The organism is uncultured Thermomonas sp. (assembly GCF_937872235.1).
Taxonomy (GTDB): domain Bacteria; phylum Pseudomonadota; class Gammaproteobacteria; order Xanthomonadales; family Xanthomonadaceae; genus Thermomonas; species Thermomonas beijingensis.
Window position 1 is genome coordinate 1 of the sequence record NZ_CALMPC010000070.1, and the last position, 18,636, is coordinate 18,636.

At 60.8% G+C, this 18,636-nt stretch carries 13 protein-coding genes; 5 read left to right on the plus strand and 8 right to left on the minus strand.

The genetic code is table 11. From position 1 onward, the window contains the following. The 5 genes from QWB57_RS05965 to QWB57_RS05985 form a co-directional block, all read right to left on the minus strand. Positions 1-2,213, minus strand: a 2,213-nt coding sequence (locus QWB57_RS05965; protein ID WP_288968761.1) for a thiamine pyrophosphate-dependent enzyme, incomplete at its 3' end; no start/stop codon positions are given. A gap of 18 nt (positions 2,214-2,231) precedes the next feature. Next, positions 2,232-2,777: a GNAT family N-acetyltransferase gene (locus QWB57_RS05970; protein ID WP_288968762.1), complete on the minus strand. Its 546-nt coding sequence runs from the start codon at positions 2,775-2,777 to the stop codon at positions 2,232-2,234. Between the two features lie 51 nt (positions 2,778-2,828). After that, positions 2,829-3,992: an acyl-CoA dehydrogenase family protein gene (locus QWB57_RS05975; protein WP_223626605.1), complete on the minus strand. Its 1,164-nt coding sequence runs from the start codon at positions 3,990-3,992 to the stop codon at positions 2,829-2,831. 187 nt (positions 3,993-4,179) lie between these two features. After that, positions 4,180-5,007: a glycine zipper 2TM domain-containing protein gene (locus QWB57_RS05980; RefSeq protein WP_223626603.1), complete on the minus strand. Its 828-nt coding sequence runs from the start codon at positions 5,005-5,007 to the stop codon at positions 4,180-4,182. A 169-nt stretch (positions 5,008-5,176) separates the two neighbouring features. Then, complete coding sequence (locus tag QWB57_RS05985) at positions 5,177-6,493, minus strand: dicarboxylate/amino acid:cation symporter (RefSeq protein WP_223626601.1); 1,317 nt, start codon at positions 6,491-6,493, stop codon at positions 5,177-5,179. 106 nt (positions 6,494-6,599) lie between these two features. On the opposite strand from QWB57_RS05985, the gene QWB57_RS05990 reads away from it, so the two are divergent. Further along, complete coding sequence (locus QWB57_RS05990; protein ID WP_223626599.1) at positions 6,600-8,285, plus strand: alkaline phosphatase; 1,686 nt, start codon at positions 6,600-6,602, stop codon at positions 8,283-8,285. A gap of 36 nt (positions 8,286-8,321) precedes the next feature. Here QWB57_RS05990 and QWB57_RS05995 read toward each other — a convergent pair whose 3' ends face one another. Continuing rightward, a complete protein-coding gene (locus QWB57_RS05995) occupies positions 8,322-8,741 on the minus strand; it encodes a CopD family protein (RefSeq protein ID WP_223626597.1) in 420 nt (139 codons plus the stop codon). A 38-nt stretch (positions 8,742-8,779) separates the two neighbouring features. Between QWB57_RS05995 and QWB57_RS06000 the strand changes: the two genes are divergently transcribed. The 3 genes from QWB57_RS06000 (at position 8,780) to QWB57_RS06010 (ending at position 11,714) form a co-directional block, all read left to right on the plus strand. Then, positions 8,780-9,373, plus strand: coding sequence for a class I SAM-dependent methyltransferase (locus QWB57_RS06000; protein ID WP_223626595.1), 594 nt, complete (start codon positions 8,780-8,782; stop codon positions 9,371-9,373). Between the two features lie 78 nt (positions 9,374-9,451). Next, a complete protein-coding gene (phaZ, locus tag QWB57_RS06005) occupies positions 9,452-10,738 on the plus strand; it encodes a polyhydroxyalkanoate depolymerase (RefSeq protein WP_223627730.1) in 1,287 nt (428 codons plus the stop codon). 40 nt (positions 10,739-10,778) lie between these two features. Further along, positions 10,779-11,714 (plus strand): peptidylprolyl isomerase, encoded by a 936-nt coding sequence (locus tag QWB57_RS06010; protein ID WP_223626592.1) that lies wholly within the window; start codon positions 10,779-10,781, stop codon positions 11,712-11,714. Between the two features lie 70 nt (positions 11,715-11,784). On the opposite strand, the gene QWB57_RS06015 is transcribed toward QWB57_RS06010, so the two are convergent. Then, complete coding sequence (locus tag QWB57_RS06015; RefSeq protein WP_288968767.1) at positions 11,785-14,325, minus strand: TonB-dependent receptor; 2,541 nt, start codon at positions 14,323-14,325, stop codon at positions 11,785-11,787. A gap of 91 nt (positions 14,326-14,416) precedes the next feature. Next, positions 14,417-16,345 (minus strand): tetratricopeptide repeat-containing sulfotransferase family protein, encoded by a 1,929-nt coding sequence (locus QWB57_RS06020; protein WP_223626588.1) that lies wholly within the window; start codon positions 16,343-16,345, stop codon positions 14,417-14,419. 92 nt (positions 16,346-16,437) lie between these two features. Between QWB57_RS06020 and QWB57_RS06025 the strand changes: the two genes are divergently transcribed. Continuing rightward, positions 16,438-18,633, plus strand: coding sequence for a M1 family metallopeptidase (locus QWB57_RS06025; RefSeq protein WP_288968769.1), 2,196 nt, complete (start codon positions 16,438-16,440; stop codon positions 18,631-18,633). The last annotated feature ends 3 nt before the right edge of the window (positions 18,634-18,636 follow it).

Here is an 18,636-nt window from a genome sequence, read left to right on the forward strand (position 1 = left end):
GCGCCGGCCAGCGGGGTGTAGGTATCGGCCCCCACTACGCGCTGCAGTGGCTTGCCGCCGTGGCCGGCTTCGGTGATCGCGGTGATCACGCCCTCGCTGATGCCGGCGCTGTGGCGGCCTTCATCGACCACAAGGATGCGCGCACATTCACCGGCATGTTTGGCGATGGCGGCGTGGTTGAGTGGCACCAGCCAGCGCAGATCCACCACCCGTACCTTCCAGCCATGCGTGGCCTCGATCTGGCGTGCGGCGCGCAGGCTCATCGGCATGCCATTGCCGAAGCTGAAGATCACGCAGTCGCTGGCGTCCGAGTGGTACACACGTTCTTCGCCCAAGGTCAGGGCTTGGTTGGGCGCCGGGTAGTCGGTCAGCCATTGGCCATCGCCGGCCGCGTACAGATCCTTGGTCATGTACAGCGCAATGGGTTCGAGGAAGGCGCACACGCGCCCGTCCACTTTGGCCAGCGCGGCCAGCGTGCGCAGCATCATCGCGGCATCATCACCCCGCGAGGGACAACCGACCACCAGCCCCGGAATATCGCGCAGCGCAGTCACCGAGTTGTCGTTATGGAAGTGCCCACCAAACCCACGTTGGTAGCCCAGCCCGGCGATACGCACCAGCATCGGGTTGGCAAATTGATTATTGCTGAAGAATTGCAGCGAACACGCTTCGCCACGCAGCTGATCAATCGCGTTGTGCAAATACGCCAGATATTGAATCTCGGGAATCGGCAACATGCCCATGTTGGCAAAGCCCTGCGCCATGCCGAGGATCATGGTTTCATCGAGCAGGGTGTTGAACACACGCTTGTTGCCGAAGGCTTTGTGCAGGCCCTTGGTGACGGTGTACACGCCACCTTTTTGCGCCACATCCTCGCCAAACAGCAACGTCTCCGGATACTTGGCAAACAGGTCGTGCAGGGCTTGGTTGATCTGGATCGCCAGATGCTTGGGGACTTGCTTCTCCGGCAACTTGTCCTCGCTACCGAAGGCTTTGATGCGCGCCTCCAGCGATGGCATCCGCACCGCTTCCGCGGCCACCTTGTCCGGCGTGTACGGGGCCAGCGGGGCCATCACGTGCTCGAGTGTTTCGATGCGCGGGCGCTGGTCGGCATCTTCGGCGGCGGCAAAACATTTGCGCCGGGTGTCCTCGTACAGCGCAAGGATCTCGTCCTTGCCCATCAAGCCCGACTCCAGCGCGATGGCCGCGCTGCGCAGCAGTGGATCGGTCGCTTCCACCGCGCACAATTCTTCAATCGAGCGCCACTCGATTTCAAAATCGGTGCCGGCGTGACCCATGATGCGGTTGGTACGCAGGTGCAGGAAGGTCGGTCGGCGCGTCTTGCGACAGTGCTCTACCGCGCGCAGCACGTCGCCATAGCCTGTGGCCAGGTCCAGGCCATCGGCGAAGAAATAATCGAGGTCGGGACGGTTCTTGAAATTTTCCGCAATCCAACCGCCCGGCGTTTTCACCGAGATGCCAATGCCATTGTCCTCGCACACGTACAACACCGGTGCGGGCAGTTTTTGATAGGCCGTCCAAGAGGCGGCGTTGAACGCGGTCTGCGCGCTGGCATGGTTGCTGGAGGCATCACCGAAGGAACAGATAGCAATACTATCCTCGGGGATTGGCAATGCATGGCCAATGCGTTTGCCCGCTTCAATCGCCACCGCCGTGCCCAATGCTTTGGGCAGGTGCGAAGCAATCGTCGAAGTTTGTGGCAACACCCACAACGGCTTGCTGCCCCACACTTTGTGGCGGCCACCGCTGGCCGGGTCTTCGGCGCTGGCGGCAAAACTCAGTGCCGAATCCATGATCGGATCCATGCCGGGCAATTTGCGGAAGCGCTCGGCCATGAAGCCGCCGCTGCGATAGTGCAAGAAGGCCGGGTCGGTATGCCGCGCCGCCCGCGCCACCATCGCATTGCCTTCGTGACCGCTGGAGCCAATGGTGTAGAAGACCTTGTTTTGCACCCGCAGCACACGCGCCATCAAATCCAGATGCCGCGAAATCAACTGCGATTCGAACAGCTCGCGAAAGCCCTGCGCAGTGAGTGCACTGCCCTCGAGGATGGCTTCCCCCGGCGCCGGCTTTGACTGTGGCGTGCCCGCCCAACCTTTCACAAACTCGCTGAAATTGACATCGCAAATTTCAGCGCGGTTGAGCCCCTTCATGCGGGCCGGAATGGGATTGGGAACGGTGGCGAAGCTCATGCTGTTCTCGTGATTGAATTAAGGCAGGTGTCGTTGTTGCCAATGCACACGGGTCTGGCCCCAGACCTCGATGGCCACATGTTCAAACGGCGGCGGCAAGGTGCCCGGGCCTTGCAGCGTCGAGCCCAAGCGCTTCGCCACATTTTGTGAGGCGATATTGTCCGGATCGATGCAGTGGATGATGTCGCTCCAGCCGAGGCTGGAAAATGCCCAATCAATGGCGGCACTACCGGCTTCTGTGGCAAAGCCTTTACCCCAAGCACGCGGGTGAAACGCATAGCCAATCTCGTTGCCCGGCCAGCCTTCCGGCTTCCACGGCCCGATCTGGCCCAGCCACAATCCGGTGGCCTTCTCAATCACCCCAAACATGCCAAACCCCTGCACCAGCCACGCGCCGGGTTGCCACAGAAAACGCCGCCAAGCTTCCGCACGGCTCACCGCGCCACCAATGAAGCGCGCGGCATCGGGATCGCCCTGCATCTGTGCGAAACCATCGAAATCTTCGGCATGCGGTGGGCGCAGGATCAGCCGCTCGGTTTCGATGTGGATGTCGGGGAACGCCATGATGCTCTCTCCGATTTGTCATTCCAGCAAACGCCGGAATGACGAGCAAGATCAGAACGCGTTGATGCCGGTCAGCTCGCGGCCAATCACCAACTGGTGCACGGTCTCGGTGCCTTCATAGGTAATCACCGATTCCAGATTCAGTGCGTGGCGAATGGCGGCGTGCTCGGTGGTGATGCCGGCACCGCCCAACAGGTCGCGGCACTGGCGGGCGATGTCAATCGCCATGCGGCAGTTGTTCCACTTCGCCAAGCTCACCTGTGCCGGCTGCATGGTGCCGGCATCTTTCAGGCGGCCCAGTTGCAGCACCAGCAATTGCGCGGTGGTGATGCGACGCGCCATGTCGGCCAGCTTGAGCTGGGCGCTTTGCGTGGCCGCCACCGGGCGGTCGAACAAGATGCGTTCTTTCGAATAATTCAGCGCTTCATGCAGGCAGGCAATCGCCGCACCGATCGGCCCCCAGGTGATCCCGTAGCGGGCTTGGGTCAGGCAGCCCAGCGGGCCTTTCAAGCCCTTCACATTGGGCAGGCGGCTGGCATCAGGTACGCGCACATTGTCGAAGAACAGCGCGCTCGTCACCGACGCACGCAGACTCATCTTGTGCTTGATTTCCTGCGCGGAAAAACCGGGCATGCCCTTTTCCAGCAGGAAGCCCTGGATGCCGTCGTCGGTCTGCGCCCACACGATGGCGATATCGGCCAGATTACCGTTGGTAATCCACATCTTGCTGCCATTGATCACCCAATCATCGCCGTCGCGCTTGGCGTGGGTTTTCATGTTGGCCGGATCGGAACCGCCGTGCGGTTCGGTCAAACCAAAGCAGCCGATCACCTTGCCTGCCGCCATGTCCGGCAACCAGCGCTGGCGCTGCTCTTCGCTGCCATAGGCATAGATCGGGTACATGCACAACGAGCTTTGCACCGACACGAAACTGCGAATACCCGAATCACCGCGTTCCAGCTCCTGGCAAATCAGGCCGTAGCTGACGCCATTCAAACCCGCGCAACCGTACTTCTCGGGAAGCGAGCTGCCCAGCAGCCCCAGATCGGCAATTTCCGCCACCAATTCCTTGGGGAAACGGCCCTGGTCGAAGGCATCGCCAATGATCGGAATCACGCGTTCGTCGGTGAAGCGCGCCACGGTGTCCTGCACCGCACGTTCTTCTTCACTGAGCAGGGAACGGACATCAAACAGATCGTACGGATGCAGGGCCATGGATGCGAGGTCGATTTGGACGAACCGCCATTGTAATCGCGCAGGCCGTGCAATCGGTACGTTCGATTTGCCCAATTATTCTGTGCAAAATGCCGTTCTTGCCAGTGTCCGCGAACGTTCTGCCGGAAAGCAAACGGGGCCGGAGTGTCCGGCCCCGTTGGGGCGGTTCACGACTGTCGCAACAGGCTCAGCGACTGACCGGCCCCTCGACCGATGCCGTTTGCGTAACCACCTGACCATCGATCACAGGCAACTGCGTGCCCGGCGCATGATCCATGCGCACGGTGCGCTGCTGGCCGTTGTAGCGATAGGTGACGTCATAGCCCACGGTCCTGCTGCCATCACCCAACGCAATGCGACTGCCGGGCTTCTTGTCCATGCGCATCTGGCCGGTGCTGCCATCGGGATTGCGATAGGTGACGTTCCAAGCCACGGTTTGCGAACGGGTGGAGGACGCATTCACGGTATGGCATTGACGCTCGGTGCGATCGACCACGCGACCACCCTGGTGGCGCTTGTCGATTTCATGCCCGAGATAGCCGCCACCGACCGCACCGGCCACAGTCGCGGCCTTGCGGCCATTGCCACGCCCCACCTGATTGCCCACCAAACCACCGATCAGCGCGCCGGCCACCGTGCCACCGACATTGCCATCGCGTTCGGGTAAACGTTCTTGCACTACCACGTCACGGCATTCCTGCTGCGGCGTGTTGACGGTATTGGATTCGCGAATCGGCTCACTGCCAATCACGCTGGCATACAGCGGCTCGCGTGCGTTGATTGGTTTGACATCCAGCACATCGGCATAGATCAAGCCAGTTGCAAGCGGGGCCGCCATCGTCGCTGGTGCAGAGGCAGTTGCGGTGGTCGGTGCAGGTAATTGTGCGGCGACGGGCACGGCCTGTGGCACGGGAGTCGTGTTTGAGTGACTGCGGCTATTCATGTAGCCGGCGGTGGCCACGCCACCAACCAATAAGGCGGCCACAGCGACGGCGATGGTATTGTTCTTGGGCATGTTGGCTACTCCGCTGGGTGTTCCCCTGATCCGCAGTCGATTTCAGCACGCGCCAGCTGAATCTTCACCAAGCCATACCCGCCGCAGGCACACTGCGTTTGTCCCTGTTCAGCAAGGGCTGCCTATCTGCAGGAGCAATCGCAATCTACGACCACACAAATCAAAACCGCTAGCTGGGATCACCCTCACGCAGGCCGACATTGGTCGGTGCAGCCTCATAGATTGCACGATCAAGCATCCCGGTTTCTTTCGCCACCAAGACCGGCACCAACACCTGGCCGGTGACATTGGTCATCGTGCGCATCATGTCCAGCACGCGGTCGATGGCATACAAATAACCGATGGTCTCCAGTGGCAACCCTGCCGCCGACAACACCACGGTGGCCATGATCACGGCGGTACCCGGCACCCCGGCGGTACCAAAACTTCCCAAGACCGAAGCCAACGCGATAATCAGGTATTGCGTCAACGACAATTCAATTCCCGCATATTGCGAAATAAACACTGCGGCCAATGCAGGATAAATCGCGCCGCAACCGTCCATTTTGATGGTGGCCCCCAGCGGGACCGCGAATGCGGCGTAATCTTTGTCCACACCCAAATTGTGGGTTGCACTGCGCAGCGAGACCGGCAGCGCGGCAAAACTGCTGGAGGCCACAAAGCCCACTTCCATCGCCGGAGCCGCACCCCGGAAAAACTTCAGCGGGTTAAGCCCGTGCAGCAGCAACAAACTGCTGTAAACAACTGCCATATGGAACGCGCAAGCGGCGTACAGCGCCACCACAAACATCAGCAACGGCCGCAGCTGATCAAACCCATAACCACCGACCAGGGCCGCAATCAAACCAAACGTCCCCAATGGGGTGAACTCCAGCACGTAGCGGGTGACCTGGATCATCACCTCACTGGCTTCGCCCACCAACTTGCGCACGCCGGCTACTTTTTCGCCCAGCTTGACCATCGCAAAGCCGACCAGCCCCGCGAAGAAAATCACCTGCAGCACGGTGCCATTACGCGGCACCAATACTTTCGTGCCATCACTCAATTCCGCGCTTGCCGCACCACCCAAGGCTTGGAAGGGGTTAGCTGGCACCAGATTCATCAGCATGTCCAGCGCACTGGGTACATCCTTGGGCGAATAGTCCGATGCAATCTTCAAAGTGCCTACGCCGGCACCCGGCTGGATCAACCAGCCAAACAACAAGCCGACGCCCACCGCCAGTATCGCAGTCAGTGCAAACCACAAAAAGGTGCGCCCGGCCAGCGCGGCGATGGATTTTTGCCCGCTCAAGGAAGCCACCGCATTGATCACGGCAAAAAACACCAAGGGCACCGCGATCATTTTGATCAGCGTGACGTACAGATCCCCCAACGGGCTGAACCAGGCATCTGCATTCGGCCCGAAGATCCATCCCGCCAGCGCGCCCAGCACGAAGCCCGCGGCCACGCGCTTCCAGAACTTGATGCGGAACCACCAATCAAACATGCGGGCGAGCTCATCCAAACCAGCGCAAACGATACCTGACGGCTCGTCCTTGCGGCAGTGTCATGCGTGCAACACTGCGGACTTGGATACAAGCCATAATGATGCAATGACCATCTCGCATCGCATCGCTGGCCCACTCGCACTGACCTTCAGCCTGGTGCTTGCCGCCTGCGCCAGTGTGCCGCCGCCAAATCCTGCAGCCAGTTCCATCCAGGTCGATGTTCCCCGCGTGGCGCACCCGGCCGGAGAAACGCCTGCTTGGTGGTACCGTGATGGAGCCGCACAGGCTGCACAGCGCGGCGCCATGAGCGGCCGGGCCAAAAACGTCATCGTGTTCCTGGGCGATGGCATGAGCCTGACCACCGTCGCCGCAGCACGCATTCTGGAAGGCCAACGCAAGGGCAGCAGTGGCGAAGAAAACCGCCTGAGCTGGGAGGATTTCCCGGCCACCGCCCTTAGCAAAACCTACAACACCGACTCCCAAGTCCCGGATTCGGCCGGCACCATGACGGCCATTACCACCGGCGTGAAATCGCACATGGGTGCCATTGGGGTTGCCGCCGGCGACAAAAACAATTGCGCCGACAGCTTGGACAAGCACACCCAAACCTGGCTGGAATTGGCCGATGCCGCAGGCCTTGCCACTGGCATCGTGACGACCGCACGGATCACCCATGCCACACCGGCGGCGACCTATGCACACGTACCCAATCGCAACTGGGAAAACGATGCCACCCTGCCCGCGCAGGCAGTGACTGAAGGCTGCAAGGACATCGCCCTGCAATTGATCGAGGCCACCCGCGCCGGGCGCGGGCCATCGGTCTTGCTGGGGGGCGGTCGCAAAGAATTCCTGACAACAGCCGACAGTGATTCACGGCTTGCCGACAAACACGGCCTGCGGCGTGATGGGCGCAACCTGATTCAGGAATGGCAGCAGGCACACCCGCAAGGGGCCTATGTCGAAACCGCTGCACAATTGGCCGCTCACCCCAACAACACCCCGGTCTTGGGGTTGTTCAATTACGACCACATGCAATTTGATGTGGATCGCAAAGCCGATGGCGCAGTCGAACCCAGCCTTGCCGATATGACCGCCGCTGCCATCCGGCAGTTGTCTCGCCATCGCGAGGGCTATGTCCTCATGGTCGAAGGTGCACGCATCGACATGGCCAGCCATGATGGCAACGCCTTCCGCGCACTCGATGAAACCATTGCGTTCTCGGATGCAGTACGGGTTGCGATGGACATGACATCAACCACGGATACCTTGATCCTGGTAACCGCCGATCATTCGCACACCCTCAACTTTGTCGGTTACCCCACGCGAGGCAATCCCATCCTGGGCAAGGTGCGCGGCAGCAACAGTTTTGACGGCGTACCCGGCAAGCTGGCGCTGGATTTGGCGGGCCTGCCTTACACCACCCTGAACTATGCCAACGGCGCAGGCAATACCGGCGGCACCGACGCACAACCGGCTGGACCCAAGCGCTATCCGCACTGGCCCAGGCAGCTGGTAATGCCCGCCAGTGGCCGGCCTGACCTGTCCAACGTGGACACCACCGCCGTCGATTACATGCAGGAAGCGTTGGTACCACTCAACGGCGAAACCCACGGTGGCGAAGACGTGGGCGTGTGGGCCAGCGGCCCCGGCAGCCACGCGGTGCGTGGCTCGCTGGAGCAAAACGCGCTGTATCACATCATCGTGCAAGCCACTCCGCGCCTGCGTGCGGCGCTGTGCGCCAAGGGCGCATGTGACGGCAATGGCGTACCGGTGAATCTGCCAAAACCGTGACATGTCGGGCGCAGCCAAGCGCTGCTCTCACCCAGCTCAAAACGGCTTGGCCAACACCAGCCACACGATCATCACCAGCAGCGGCAATGGCAACTCATTGAACCAGCGCAGTGCCGTGGAGGATCCCAGCTGCATGCCTTGCGCTGCACGCTTCAATTTGCGACCACTCACGATGTAGTACGCCAGCAACAGTGCCACCAGCAGCAACTTGGCATGCAGCCAGCCACCGGCGATGTGGAAATGCAGCCACAACACCAAGCCCAGCAAGAATGCGATGGCAAACATCACATGCCCGAAGTGGTACAACCGCCGCCCCATCAACAGCAAACGTTGGCGCACAGCGGGTGCATCGCCCACTTCGGCAAGATTGACCAAGATACGCGGCAGGTAGAACACCGCCGCCATCCATGCCATCACGAACACAATATGCAGCGTTTTGGTCAGCAAGTAGGCCATGCCAGGTCTCGAATACGAATTGCCGCTAGGATGCCACGATGAGCAAACTCTACGATCGCGCCTATTTCGACCGCTGGTACCGCAGCGGAGGAATTGGTGGCGCAGCGCGGCTGGCGCGCAAGGTAGCGCTGGCCGTGGCTACCGCCGAATACCACTTGGAGCGCCCGCTACGCAGCGTGTTGGACATTGGCTGTGGCGAGGGTGCGTGGCGCGCAGCACTGCTGAAACTGCGCCCCAAAGTACAGTACCTGGGCTTTGACAGCAGCGACTATGCGATTGCGCGGCATGGCCGCGCCCGCAATCTGCATCACGCACGCTTTGCCGACTTCCAGCATCTGCGCCCCTGTGCGCCGGTCGATCTGTTGGTGTGCAGCGATGTGCTGCATTATCTGGAGGCACGCGAATTGGATCTGGGCTTGCCCGCATTGGCCGAGTTGTGTGGCGGCGTGGCCTTCATCGAAGTGTTCACACGCAGCGATGGTGCGGTGGGTGACGAGCACGAATTCAAGCTGCGCAGCGCCGTGTTTTATCGCAACCGCTTGCGCGCACTTGGCCTGCACCCGCTAGGCTCGCATTGCTGGCTGTCACCGGCGCTGGTAGCACACGCCACTGCATTGGAGCTTCCAGGCTGATCCGCGACCCAGGTCACAACCGCTAACATGCGATACGGTATGCTGCATCGCCGCAAATGGGGTTGAACCACACTAATGATGCTTTACCAATGGCATGAACTCTGGCGCGCCAGCTTGGCGCCCTGCACCTATTGGGCCGACGCCGGTGCCAAGATGTTTTCCAATCATGAAAGCTGGTTGTCCAGCCTGCCCGGTGCGCCACGCACGGCGGCCTCTTATGAGCTGCTGTACCGGCTGGGCAAGGACTACGAAAAGCCGGAATTCGGGATCCATCAGATTGACGTGGAAGGGCTCTCCATCCCGGTGGTGGAGCGCGTGGCGGTGGAAAAACCGTTCTGCCGCTTGCTGCGTTTCAAGCGCTACCACGACCAAGCCGACGGGCTGGCGCGCATGAAAGATGACCCGGTGGTGCTGGTGGTGGCACCCTTGTCTGGCCATCACGCCACCCTGCTGCGCGACACCGTGCGCACCCTGCTTGCCGACCACAAGGTGTACATCACCGACTGGACCGACGCACGCATGGTGCCGGCCGAGCGCGGCGCGTTCACGCTGGATGATTACGTTGCCTACATCCAGGCATTCATTCGCCATATCGGCACCGACAATCTACACGTGATCAGCGTGTGCCAGCCCACTGTGCCGGTATTGGCGGCGATCTCGCTGTTGGCCGCACGCGGCGAAGCGGTGCCGTGTTCCATGACGATGATGGGCGGACCCATCGACACCCGCCAATCCCCCACCTCGGTCAACAATCTGGCTACCCGCCAGCCGTTGTGGTGGTTCGAAAACAACGTCATCCATACGGTGCCGGCCAATTACCCCGGCGCAGGTCGCCGCGTGTATCCGGGCTTTTTGCAACACATGGGGTTTGTGGCGATGAACCCCGAGCGCCACGGCACCTCGCATTGGGATTTCTATCAGGATCTGGTCAAGGGCGATCTCAGTTCGGCGCAATCACACCGCAAGTTTTACGATGAATACAACGCGGTGTTGGACATGCCGGCCGAGTATTACCTCGACACCATTCGCACCGTCTTCCAGGAGCACTTGCTGCCACGCGGACTGTGGGATGTGGCCGGTGAGCGGGTGGACCCCTCGAAGATCCAGGACTGCGCCCTGCTCACCATCGAAGGCGAGCTGGACGATATTTCCGGACAAGGCCAGACCCGCGCCGCACATGACCTGTGCACCGGCATTCCGGCACCACATCGCAAACACCTGACCGCGCAAGGCGCTGGCCACTACGGCATTTTCAGTGGCCGTCGCTGGCGCACCGAGGTGTACCCGCAGGTGCGGCAGTTCATTGCCGCGCACACAGGCGCCGCAGTATCCGCCACACGGCAACAGCGGGGCTCGCCGAACTGACGGGCAACAGCTACGCTTGGCACATCCATCGGAGGTGTCCATGCGTATCCACCTGCTCACGCTAGCCATCGCGGCCAGCATTGCCCTGCCCGCACTGGCCGCCGACGCCGCAACGCCGGCCAAGCAAAAATCCGCGCAAGCCATCATCGACGCCGCGCCGGCCAGTGCGTGGCGCGATCTCGATCCGGCCAATACCTTGTACATGGAGCTGGCCAGCGGCCGCGTGATCATTGAACTGGCGCCGGGGTTTGCCCCCGAGCACGTGGCCAATATCAAGACCATGGCCAAAGGCGGGTTCTGGGATGGCTTGAACATCTACCGCTCGCAAGACAATTTCGTGGTGCAGTTTGGTGACCCCGATGGCGAGGAAGCCGGCAAAGCCAAACCGTATCCTGCCGGCACCCAAACCCATCTACCCGCCGAATTCACCCGCAGCGACAACGGCGTGCACTTCGACCGCCTGCCCGATGTGGATGGCTGGGCACCGCAGGTAGGCTTTGTGGATGGCTTCCCGGTGGGGCGCAACCCCAAGACCGGCAAGGTGTGGATAACGCATTGCTACGGCACGCTGGGCGCGGGCCGCAACAATGCCCCGGATAGCAGTATTGGCGCCGAGCTGTATGTCGTCACCGGCCAATCGCCACGTGCACTGGATCATCAGCTCAGCGTGGTGGGCCGGGTGGTGAAAGGCATGGAGTTGCTCAGCGTGATCCCGCGAGGGCCGGCCCCGATGGGCTTCTACACCGACCCGAAACTGCGCACGCCGATTGTGTCGATCAAGCTGGCCAGTGAAGTCCCGGTGGAACAACGCACCCCGCTGCAATTGCTGCGCACCGACAGCCAGGCCTTTATCGACGCCACCGAGGCACGCCGCAACCGCAAGGACGATTTCTATACCGACCCGCCAGGCCATATCGACCTGTGCAATGTCAGCTTGCCGGTGCGGGAAACAATGGACAAGGCGGCTAGGAAATGATTCGCCACTGCATGCAACACGAAGGCCGCCTTTCGGCGGCCTTCGGCTTACAACGTCCGGTCAACTGAACTCAGAATTCCTTGCTGAACCGTACCCCCAATGTACGCGGCTGGGCGATCACGGTATAGGGCTCGTGGCCACAGGTCAGCGCCGCGCATTGGGCGAAACGACTCATCTGCGCGCGCTCGTTGGTGGCGTTCTTCAAGAACACATCAATCGCCCAGCTGTCCTTGCGCCAACCAGCGGAGAGATCCAGCAAGCTGTAACTGTCCAGATAACCCAACAACGCGGTTTCAGCCTGCCGCATATCCACGCGCCGCTTGCCCGCATGCGACAACGACGCCTGCCAATACGCCTCGCCAGACCCCAAGTCGAAGGTGTAACGAGCATTCAAGCTGCCCTTGAAGCGCGGCGTCACCGGCAGCTGGCTGCCTGAGGGTGCCTGTGGCCCGCTGATCACATTGCCATTGGGATCCAGGGAGCCGGCCGGGCATACGGTTTCGGGCTTGCCATCGGGCTTGAGCCAGCCGCAGAAGTTGGCGGTGAGCTTGGCGTCATACCATGCGAAACCACCGGAGATTTGCAAGTTGTAGGTGGCCGCCCAAGTCAAATCCAGCTCCAGGCCGTCGATCTTGGCCTGGTTGGCATTGCGGATTTCGGTCAACCCGTTTTGGCCCAGATAAGAGAATTGGAAATCTTTCCAGTTTTCGCGGAACAGTGCACCATTGAAGATCAAGGTATCGCCGGCCCACGACGTCTTCCAACCCAGCTCGTAGTTGGTCAGGAAATCCGACACATACGGCGGCAAGGTCCCGCGCCGATTGATGCCACCAGGGCGGTAGCCCTGCGACCACGTGGCATACACCAGCTTCTTGTCATCGATCTTGTAGGTGGCATTGAGGCGGTAGATGGCATCGTTTTCTTTCACCCCCTTATCCACCACCACGCACGGCGCACCTTCAAACGGCACCCAATTCGATTTGGCACCGTACTGCGCATAACAACCGGCTTCGCCATAGCGATTGACAGGATCCAGACTGCTGCCGGACGAATAGCCATTGGCAAACCCGAAGTAACCCTTGAGGCTATTGCGGGTGGTAAACCAACGCCCGCCGGCATTCAATTCCAACTTGTCCGTCGCATCAAAACTGAGCTGACCGAAGATCGCCTGGTCGCGGTCGCGGCGCTCCTGCTGGGTCAGCCAAATGGTGTCGGGCCAACCGCTGACCGACAACGAATCGGCCAGATTGTCGATCCGGTAACGCTGATGGATTTGGTGTTCCTGCTGCTGCCAAAACAGCCCGGCCACTACGCGGAAACGGTTGTCCTGCGGCGAGGCAATGCGCAACTCATGACTGGTGCGGGTGTAGCCATCGGTGGCTTGGATGTACTGGGATGGATTCACCAGCGCGCCACTGTTGTCGTAGAAATACGCGCCGTAGCCGGCCAGTGCGTCGTACCAATAACCGTAATCGCTGTAGTCCGATTCGGAATCCACGTCGCGCTTGAGATGCGAGAACACATAGGTCAGGTCGAAATTGCCGATCTTGCCCTCCACCGTCAGCGCCGCCTGCCACCAACGGTCATCGGACGATTCCGGATGGAAATGCTTGACCGCCATTCCTGCGGTGGATGCGTCATAGCCTGCGGCGGCACTGCCCACCATCGGGTCGATGCCGGCACTGCCGTAGGCCTTCTGCTTCTGCGCGATGATCTGCGGCGTAATCGTCCAACGATCATTGATATCAAAACGCGCAGCACCACGGAAACCGGCAGTGTCTGCGGTGTTGTAGTTGTTCTCGGCCAAGTTGGCGTTGTCGGCCACGATCCCGGAGGTGGGATACTTGCGCGTGCCATGCAGATTGTCCACATAGCCGGCATCGTGCTTTTGCCAGCCCACCAAACGCACCGCGCTGCCGCTGTTGATCGGCAAGTTGACAAAGCCTTCCAGCACATGCCCGATGCCGCCACCGTCGATGGCATTGGCTTCCACTGCAAAACCGGCCGCATAGCCGGAGGGATCTGGTTTTTTGGTGATGATGCGGACGGTACCAGCCTGCGAGCTGGCCCCGTACAAGGTGCCTTGCGGGCCGGCCAGTGCTTCGACGCGGTCGATGTCGTACATGTGGATATCAAGCGCGCCCTGGATGGTAGTGATCGGCTGCTCATCCAGATACATGCCCACGCTGGGCTGTGAGCCGGAGTGGTTGCCATCGCCACCGCTGGCCACACCGCGCATGTACACCTGCACGAAACCCGGCCCGGAGAACACACCACCACCGGCGGTGCCGTAACTCAAGCTGGGGATGAGTTTGGCGTAATCGTTGAAGCTCTGGACGTTTTGCTGTTCCAGCTGCTCATTGCCCAACACTTGCAGGCTGATCGGTACTTTTTGCAGGTTTTCCTCGCGTTTTTGCGCGGTTACCGTGACCGTGCCCAAGGTACGGGTGTCCTTGTCCTTGCCGGCTTCTTTGCTGGCAGGTGCCTGCTCAGTCGCACTTTGCGCCCATACCGGTGCGGCAAAGGCCAGTACCACTGCGGCCGCCAGCGGCAGTTTGCGGATATTGCGGAATGCGCCGCGGGAGCGACGAATAGACGTTCTGGTTTGCATCACGGACTCCCCTCCGAGTTGAAATTGCTGTTGTTGTTTTCAAGATGCCCCAAGCATCGCTCAAGATCGACCTTGATTGAATTACGTGTTTTTAACGCAAATCCGGCAACTCCTCTACCACCGGCACCTGCGGATAATGCGCCAACACCGGGCCCAATGCCTGCTTCAGCGGCCCTAGCCAAGGCTCAAAGCGCTTCCACTGTGCCAATCCGTCGGTGTAAATCGGCTGCCGCACCTGTTCCGAGCTGGCAGTACGCACCGCCCGGGTGTTTTCAAAAAAGCGCAGACAGCGCGGATCAAACGGCAACTCGCAGTAGTCCAGCAAGGCGCGCACCTGGGCTTCGGTATTGGCCACCATGTCCTCGTAGAGGACACGGTGGATGCGGCCCGGCAGTACCGCATCGAAATGCGCCATCAATGCCACGTAATCGGCATAGTAGTGGCCCATATCGGCAAGGTCGTAACTGAAGGCTTGGCCACGTGCAAAATGTTGTTTGAAATTGGAGAAACAGCACGCGAGTGGATGCCGACGCGCATCGATGATTTTGGCATTTGGCAAAATCGAATGAATCAACCCCACATGCGCGAAATTGTTCGGCATCTTGTCGATGAAAAACGGCCTGCCCTCGCGCCGCTGCGGCTGGCAGCGACGAAGATAGTCTTCGCCCAGCGCATGCAATTCCGAATGCCCCAGTCCTGCCAGCACATCGTGATACGCGGTGGTTTCCGGATTGCCATCCCGCTGACGCAACTCACGCGTGATGGCGATGATGGCGGGTAATTCCATCGTGCCTTCCACCTGCGGGTGGCTGGACAGGATTTGCTCGATCAAGGTGGAGCCGGCCCGTGGCATCCCAATCACAAAAATCGGATCCCGCGCTGTGCTGCCACTACCAGCGCGGGCGGCAAAGTATTCCGGGGTATAGGTGCGCATCGCACGCTGCGTGCGTACACGCATCATGCCGGCATCGTAGGGCAGTTGCCGGCGGCGCAACGCATTGCCACGTGCATAGTGGGCAAACGCGGCGGCATCGGCACCGGCATCTTCCTGCGCCTTGCCCAGTGCAAATTCAAGATGCAGGCGAGCATCGTCATCCAAATCCTGGCGCTGCAGTTGCACTTGCATCGCGGCGATATCAGCGGCATCAAAACGCATGGTTTTCAGATTGGCCAAACTCCACCACGCGCCGCCAAAGCCCGGGTTGATCGCCAGCGCACGCCGATACGCGGTGATTGCATCGCTGCTGCGGTTGGCAGTTTTCAACGCATGCCCATAACCCAGCCACACCTGCCATTGCTGCGGAAGTTTCGCCAATACGCCTTCGTAGGTGGTGATGGCGGCATCGAAGTCACCCAATTTACCCAGCACCACCGCACGCATGTTCTGCAAGCTCTGGCTGGACGGATCACGCGTCAGCAAGTAGTCGATTTCAACCAAGGCTTGCGCATGCCGATTGCCGCGATTGAGTACGGTTGCCAAGTTCTGGCGCGCCGCATCGAAACTGGGCGCACGCTGCAGTACTTGTTCCAGCAGCGTGATGGCCTCGTCATTGCGACCCAGTCGCGCCGCCAATTCAGCCAACATGCGTTGTGCGGCCACATCGGTGGGCTGCCTCTGCAAGCGCGCACGCAGGCGGGTTTCGGCCTCGGGCAAATCACCTTGCGCCAACGCATCGGCCGCTTGCATCAGTTCTGCCGTGTGCACACTCAGGCGTACGTGCTGCATGTACGCCGCATCGGCGGCGTCATCATCCCCCAACCCGAAATGCGCATCGGCAAGCGCCAGCCACGCCACCGCCGAGCCCGCTTGTGCCTGCACCAGCGGCCGCAAAATTTCGACAGCCTGCGCAAACTGCCTCTGCGCGGACGCCGCCAGACCCGACAGCAGTACGCCAGCGGGGTGGCCCGGCACACTGGCCAGAATTTCACGCGCTTGTTGCGCAGCCAGCGCTGGTGCGGTTTCCAGCAATTGCAGGCCATGTGCCAGTGCGACATTCACACTGGCCGCTTGGTCTTCCATGTATCCACTCCGCTTATCCGTGACCATCGGCATGTTGCCATGCCGGCTGGCTTCGCACACTGTAGAAGCCTTGTGCCGCCATTGACGCCCCCATGCACAGTTCCCGTCTGATCATCGCCCTGCCCGCCTTGCTTGCGCTAGCAACATTGCCTGCCTCGGCAAAAGAACCCGCATCGGCCACCCCCATCGCAACCGGTAGTTGCGCCGCGATTCCACTGGCCGGTCGTGATGCAGGGAGCGTGCTGCAATCCAGTACTGCCAATGCGTGGGGTGGCGCACGCACGGGCAAGGAAGCCAGCCTGTCCGACCGCGTTGTCCGCTATGCCATCGCGGCCGAGCTTGACCCGGTCAAACACACCCTGACCGGCAAACAGCAACTCACCTGGCGCAACCGCAGCGCGCAGCCGGTGTGCAGCATTTACCTGCATATGTACTTGAATGGGTTTGATGGCCCGGGCAGCACCTTCATGACCGAGCAGCGCGCCAGCAGCGGCGGCTTCCGCAGCAACGTAGCCACCAAGGATGGCGAATACGGCTATATCCGCCTGGACAAGGTGGCACAAGGTGGCGCGGTGGCCAAATGGAGTTTCGTGCAGCCTGACGGTGGCCCCAAGACCGACCGCAGTGTGGTGCGCATCGACCTGCCCACCCCCGTTGCCGCCGGCGCAGCCACCACCCTGGATATCGACTTTTTCGACCAACTTCCGCGCGTGGTGGCGCGCACCGGCTACTACGGCAGCTTCCACCTGATTGGCCAGTGGTTCCCGAAGATCGGTGTACTGGAATTGCCGGGCGAACGCGGTGCCACCGCGCCGCGCTGGAACGCCCACGAATTCCATCTGCACAGCGAGTTCTATGCCGATTACGGCAGCTACGACGTGCAGCTGACCGTACCCAAGGATTACACCGTGGGTGCCACCGGCCAGTTGCAGGGCACGCCGGTTGAACACGCCGGCAAAACCACGCATCACTATGTGCAAGACGATGTGCACGATTTTGCGTGGACCGCCGACAAGCGCTACGCCAAGCCACTGATCAAAACGTGGAATGGCCCGCTGGGGCCGGTCGAAGTCAAGGTGCTGTACCACCCGGAATACACCAGCAATGCCGAGCCGGTGGCACAGGCCACGATTGACTCGCTCGCATATTTCTCAAAAACCCTGGGTGCGTACCCGTACAAGACGGCAACCGCGGTGATTCCGCCCTATGGCGCGGCTGAAGCCGGCGGCATGGAGTACCCCACGTTCTTCACCGCCGACAGCACTGATCAAGTTGCGGCGGGCAGCCCCAGCCGCTTCATGCTGGATTTCGTCACCGTGCACGAATTCGGTCACGGCTACTTCTACGGCATTTTGGGTTCCAACGAATTCGAAGAACCCATGCTTGATGAAGGCATGAACGAGTATTGGGATCAACGCATGATGACCGCGCGCAAGCAGGACATTGTGCTCACCACCGATTGGTTGAAACGGCTGGGAATTGGCTCCAGGATCACGCCATTCGACATGGAGCGCCTGGGTGCAAACCTGAATGACCCGGCCGACCCGCTTGGCTTGAATTCATGGGTACGTCTGTCCAGTGGCAGCTACAACACGGTGTACACGCGCACCGCGACCACCATGCGCCAAATCGAAGCCCAGGTAGGCACGCCGGCGATGGAACGGGCGATGCAGCTGTATTACGAACGCTGGAAGTTCCGCCACCCGTCGCTGGCAGATCTGCGTGATGCGCTGGCCGAGGGCACCGGCAAGCCGCTGATCGTGAACGCCGCGTTCGATGCTTACATCTACGGCACCGGCAAAACCGATGACCGCATCAGCAGCATGAGCAGCCAGGAGCGGCTGCCGATGCCCGGCTATCTCACCTACCAAGGCAAGCAAGTGCTGGTGGGGAGCGCACAGATCGACAAAGCCATCGAAACCGTACGTAAAGCATGGAAAGCCAAGCACCCGAAGGCAAAAGCCGGTGCCGGCCCGTTCCCATATCACACCGTCATTGTGGTGCGCCGCGATACGGTCAAGCCCGCGCAGACCTTGCGCGTCAATTTTGCTGACGGCAGCCACCGCGACTACCCGGTGACCACGCAGCAGAGCTGGCAGCGCCTTGAATTGGTCACCCGCAGCAAGGCGGTCTCCGCACAATTGGATCCCGGCAACTTGTTGCGGATGGATGCCAACAAACTCAATGACAGCTACACACTGGAGCCGCAACCGCAGGCAGCACGCCGTTGGTTTGCCGATTTCACGTCGCTGCTGCAATCCTTCTTCGCACTGCTGGCTACCGTCTGAGAA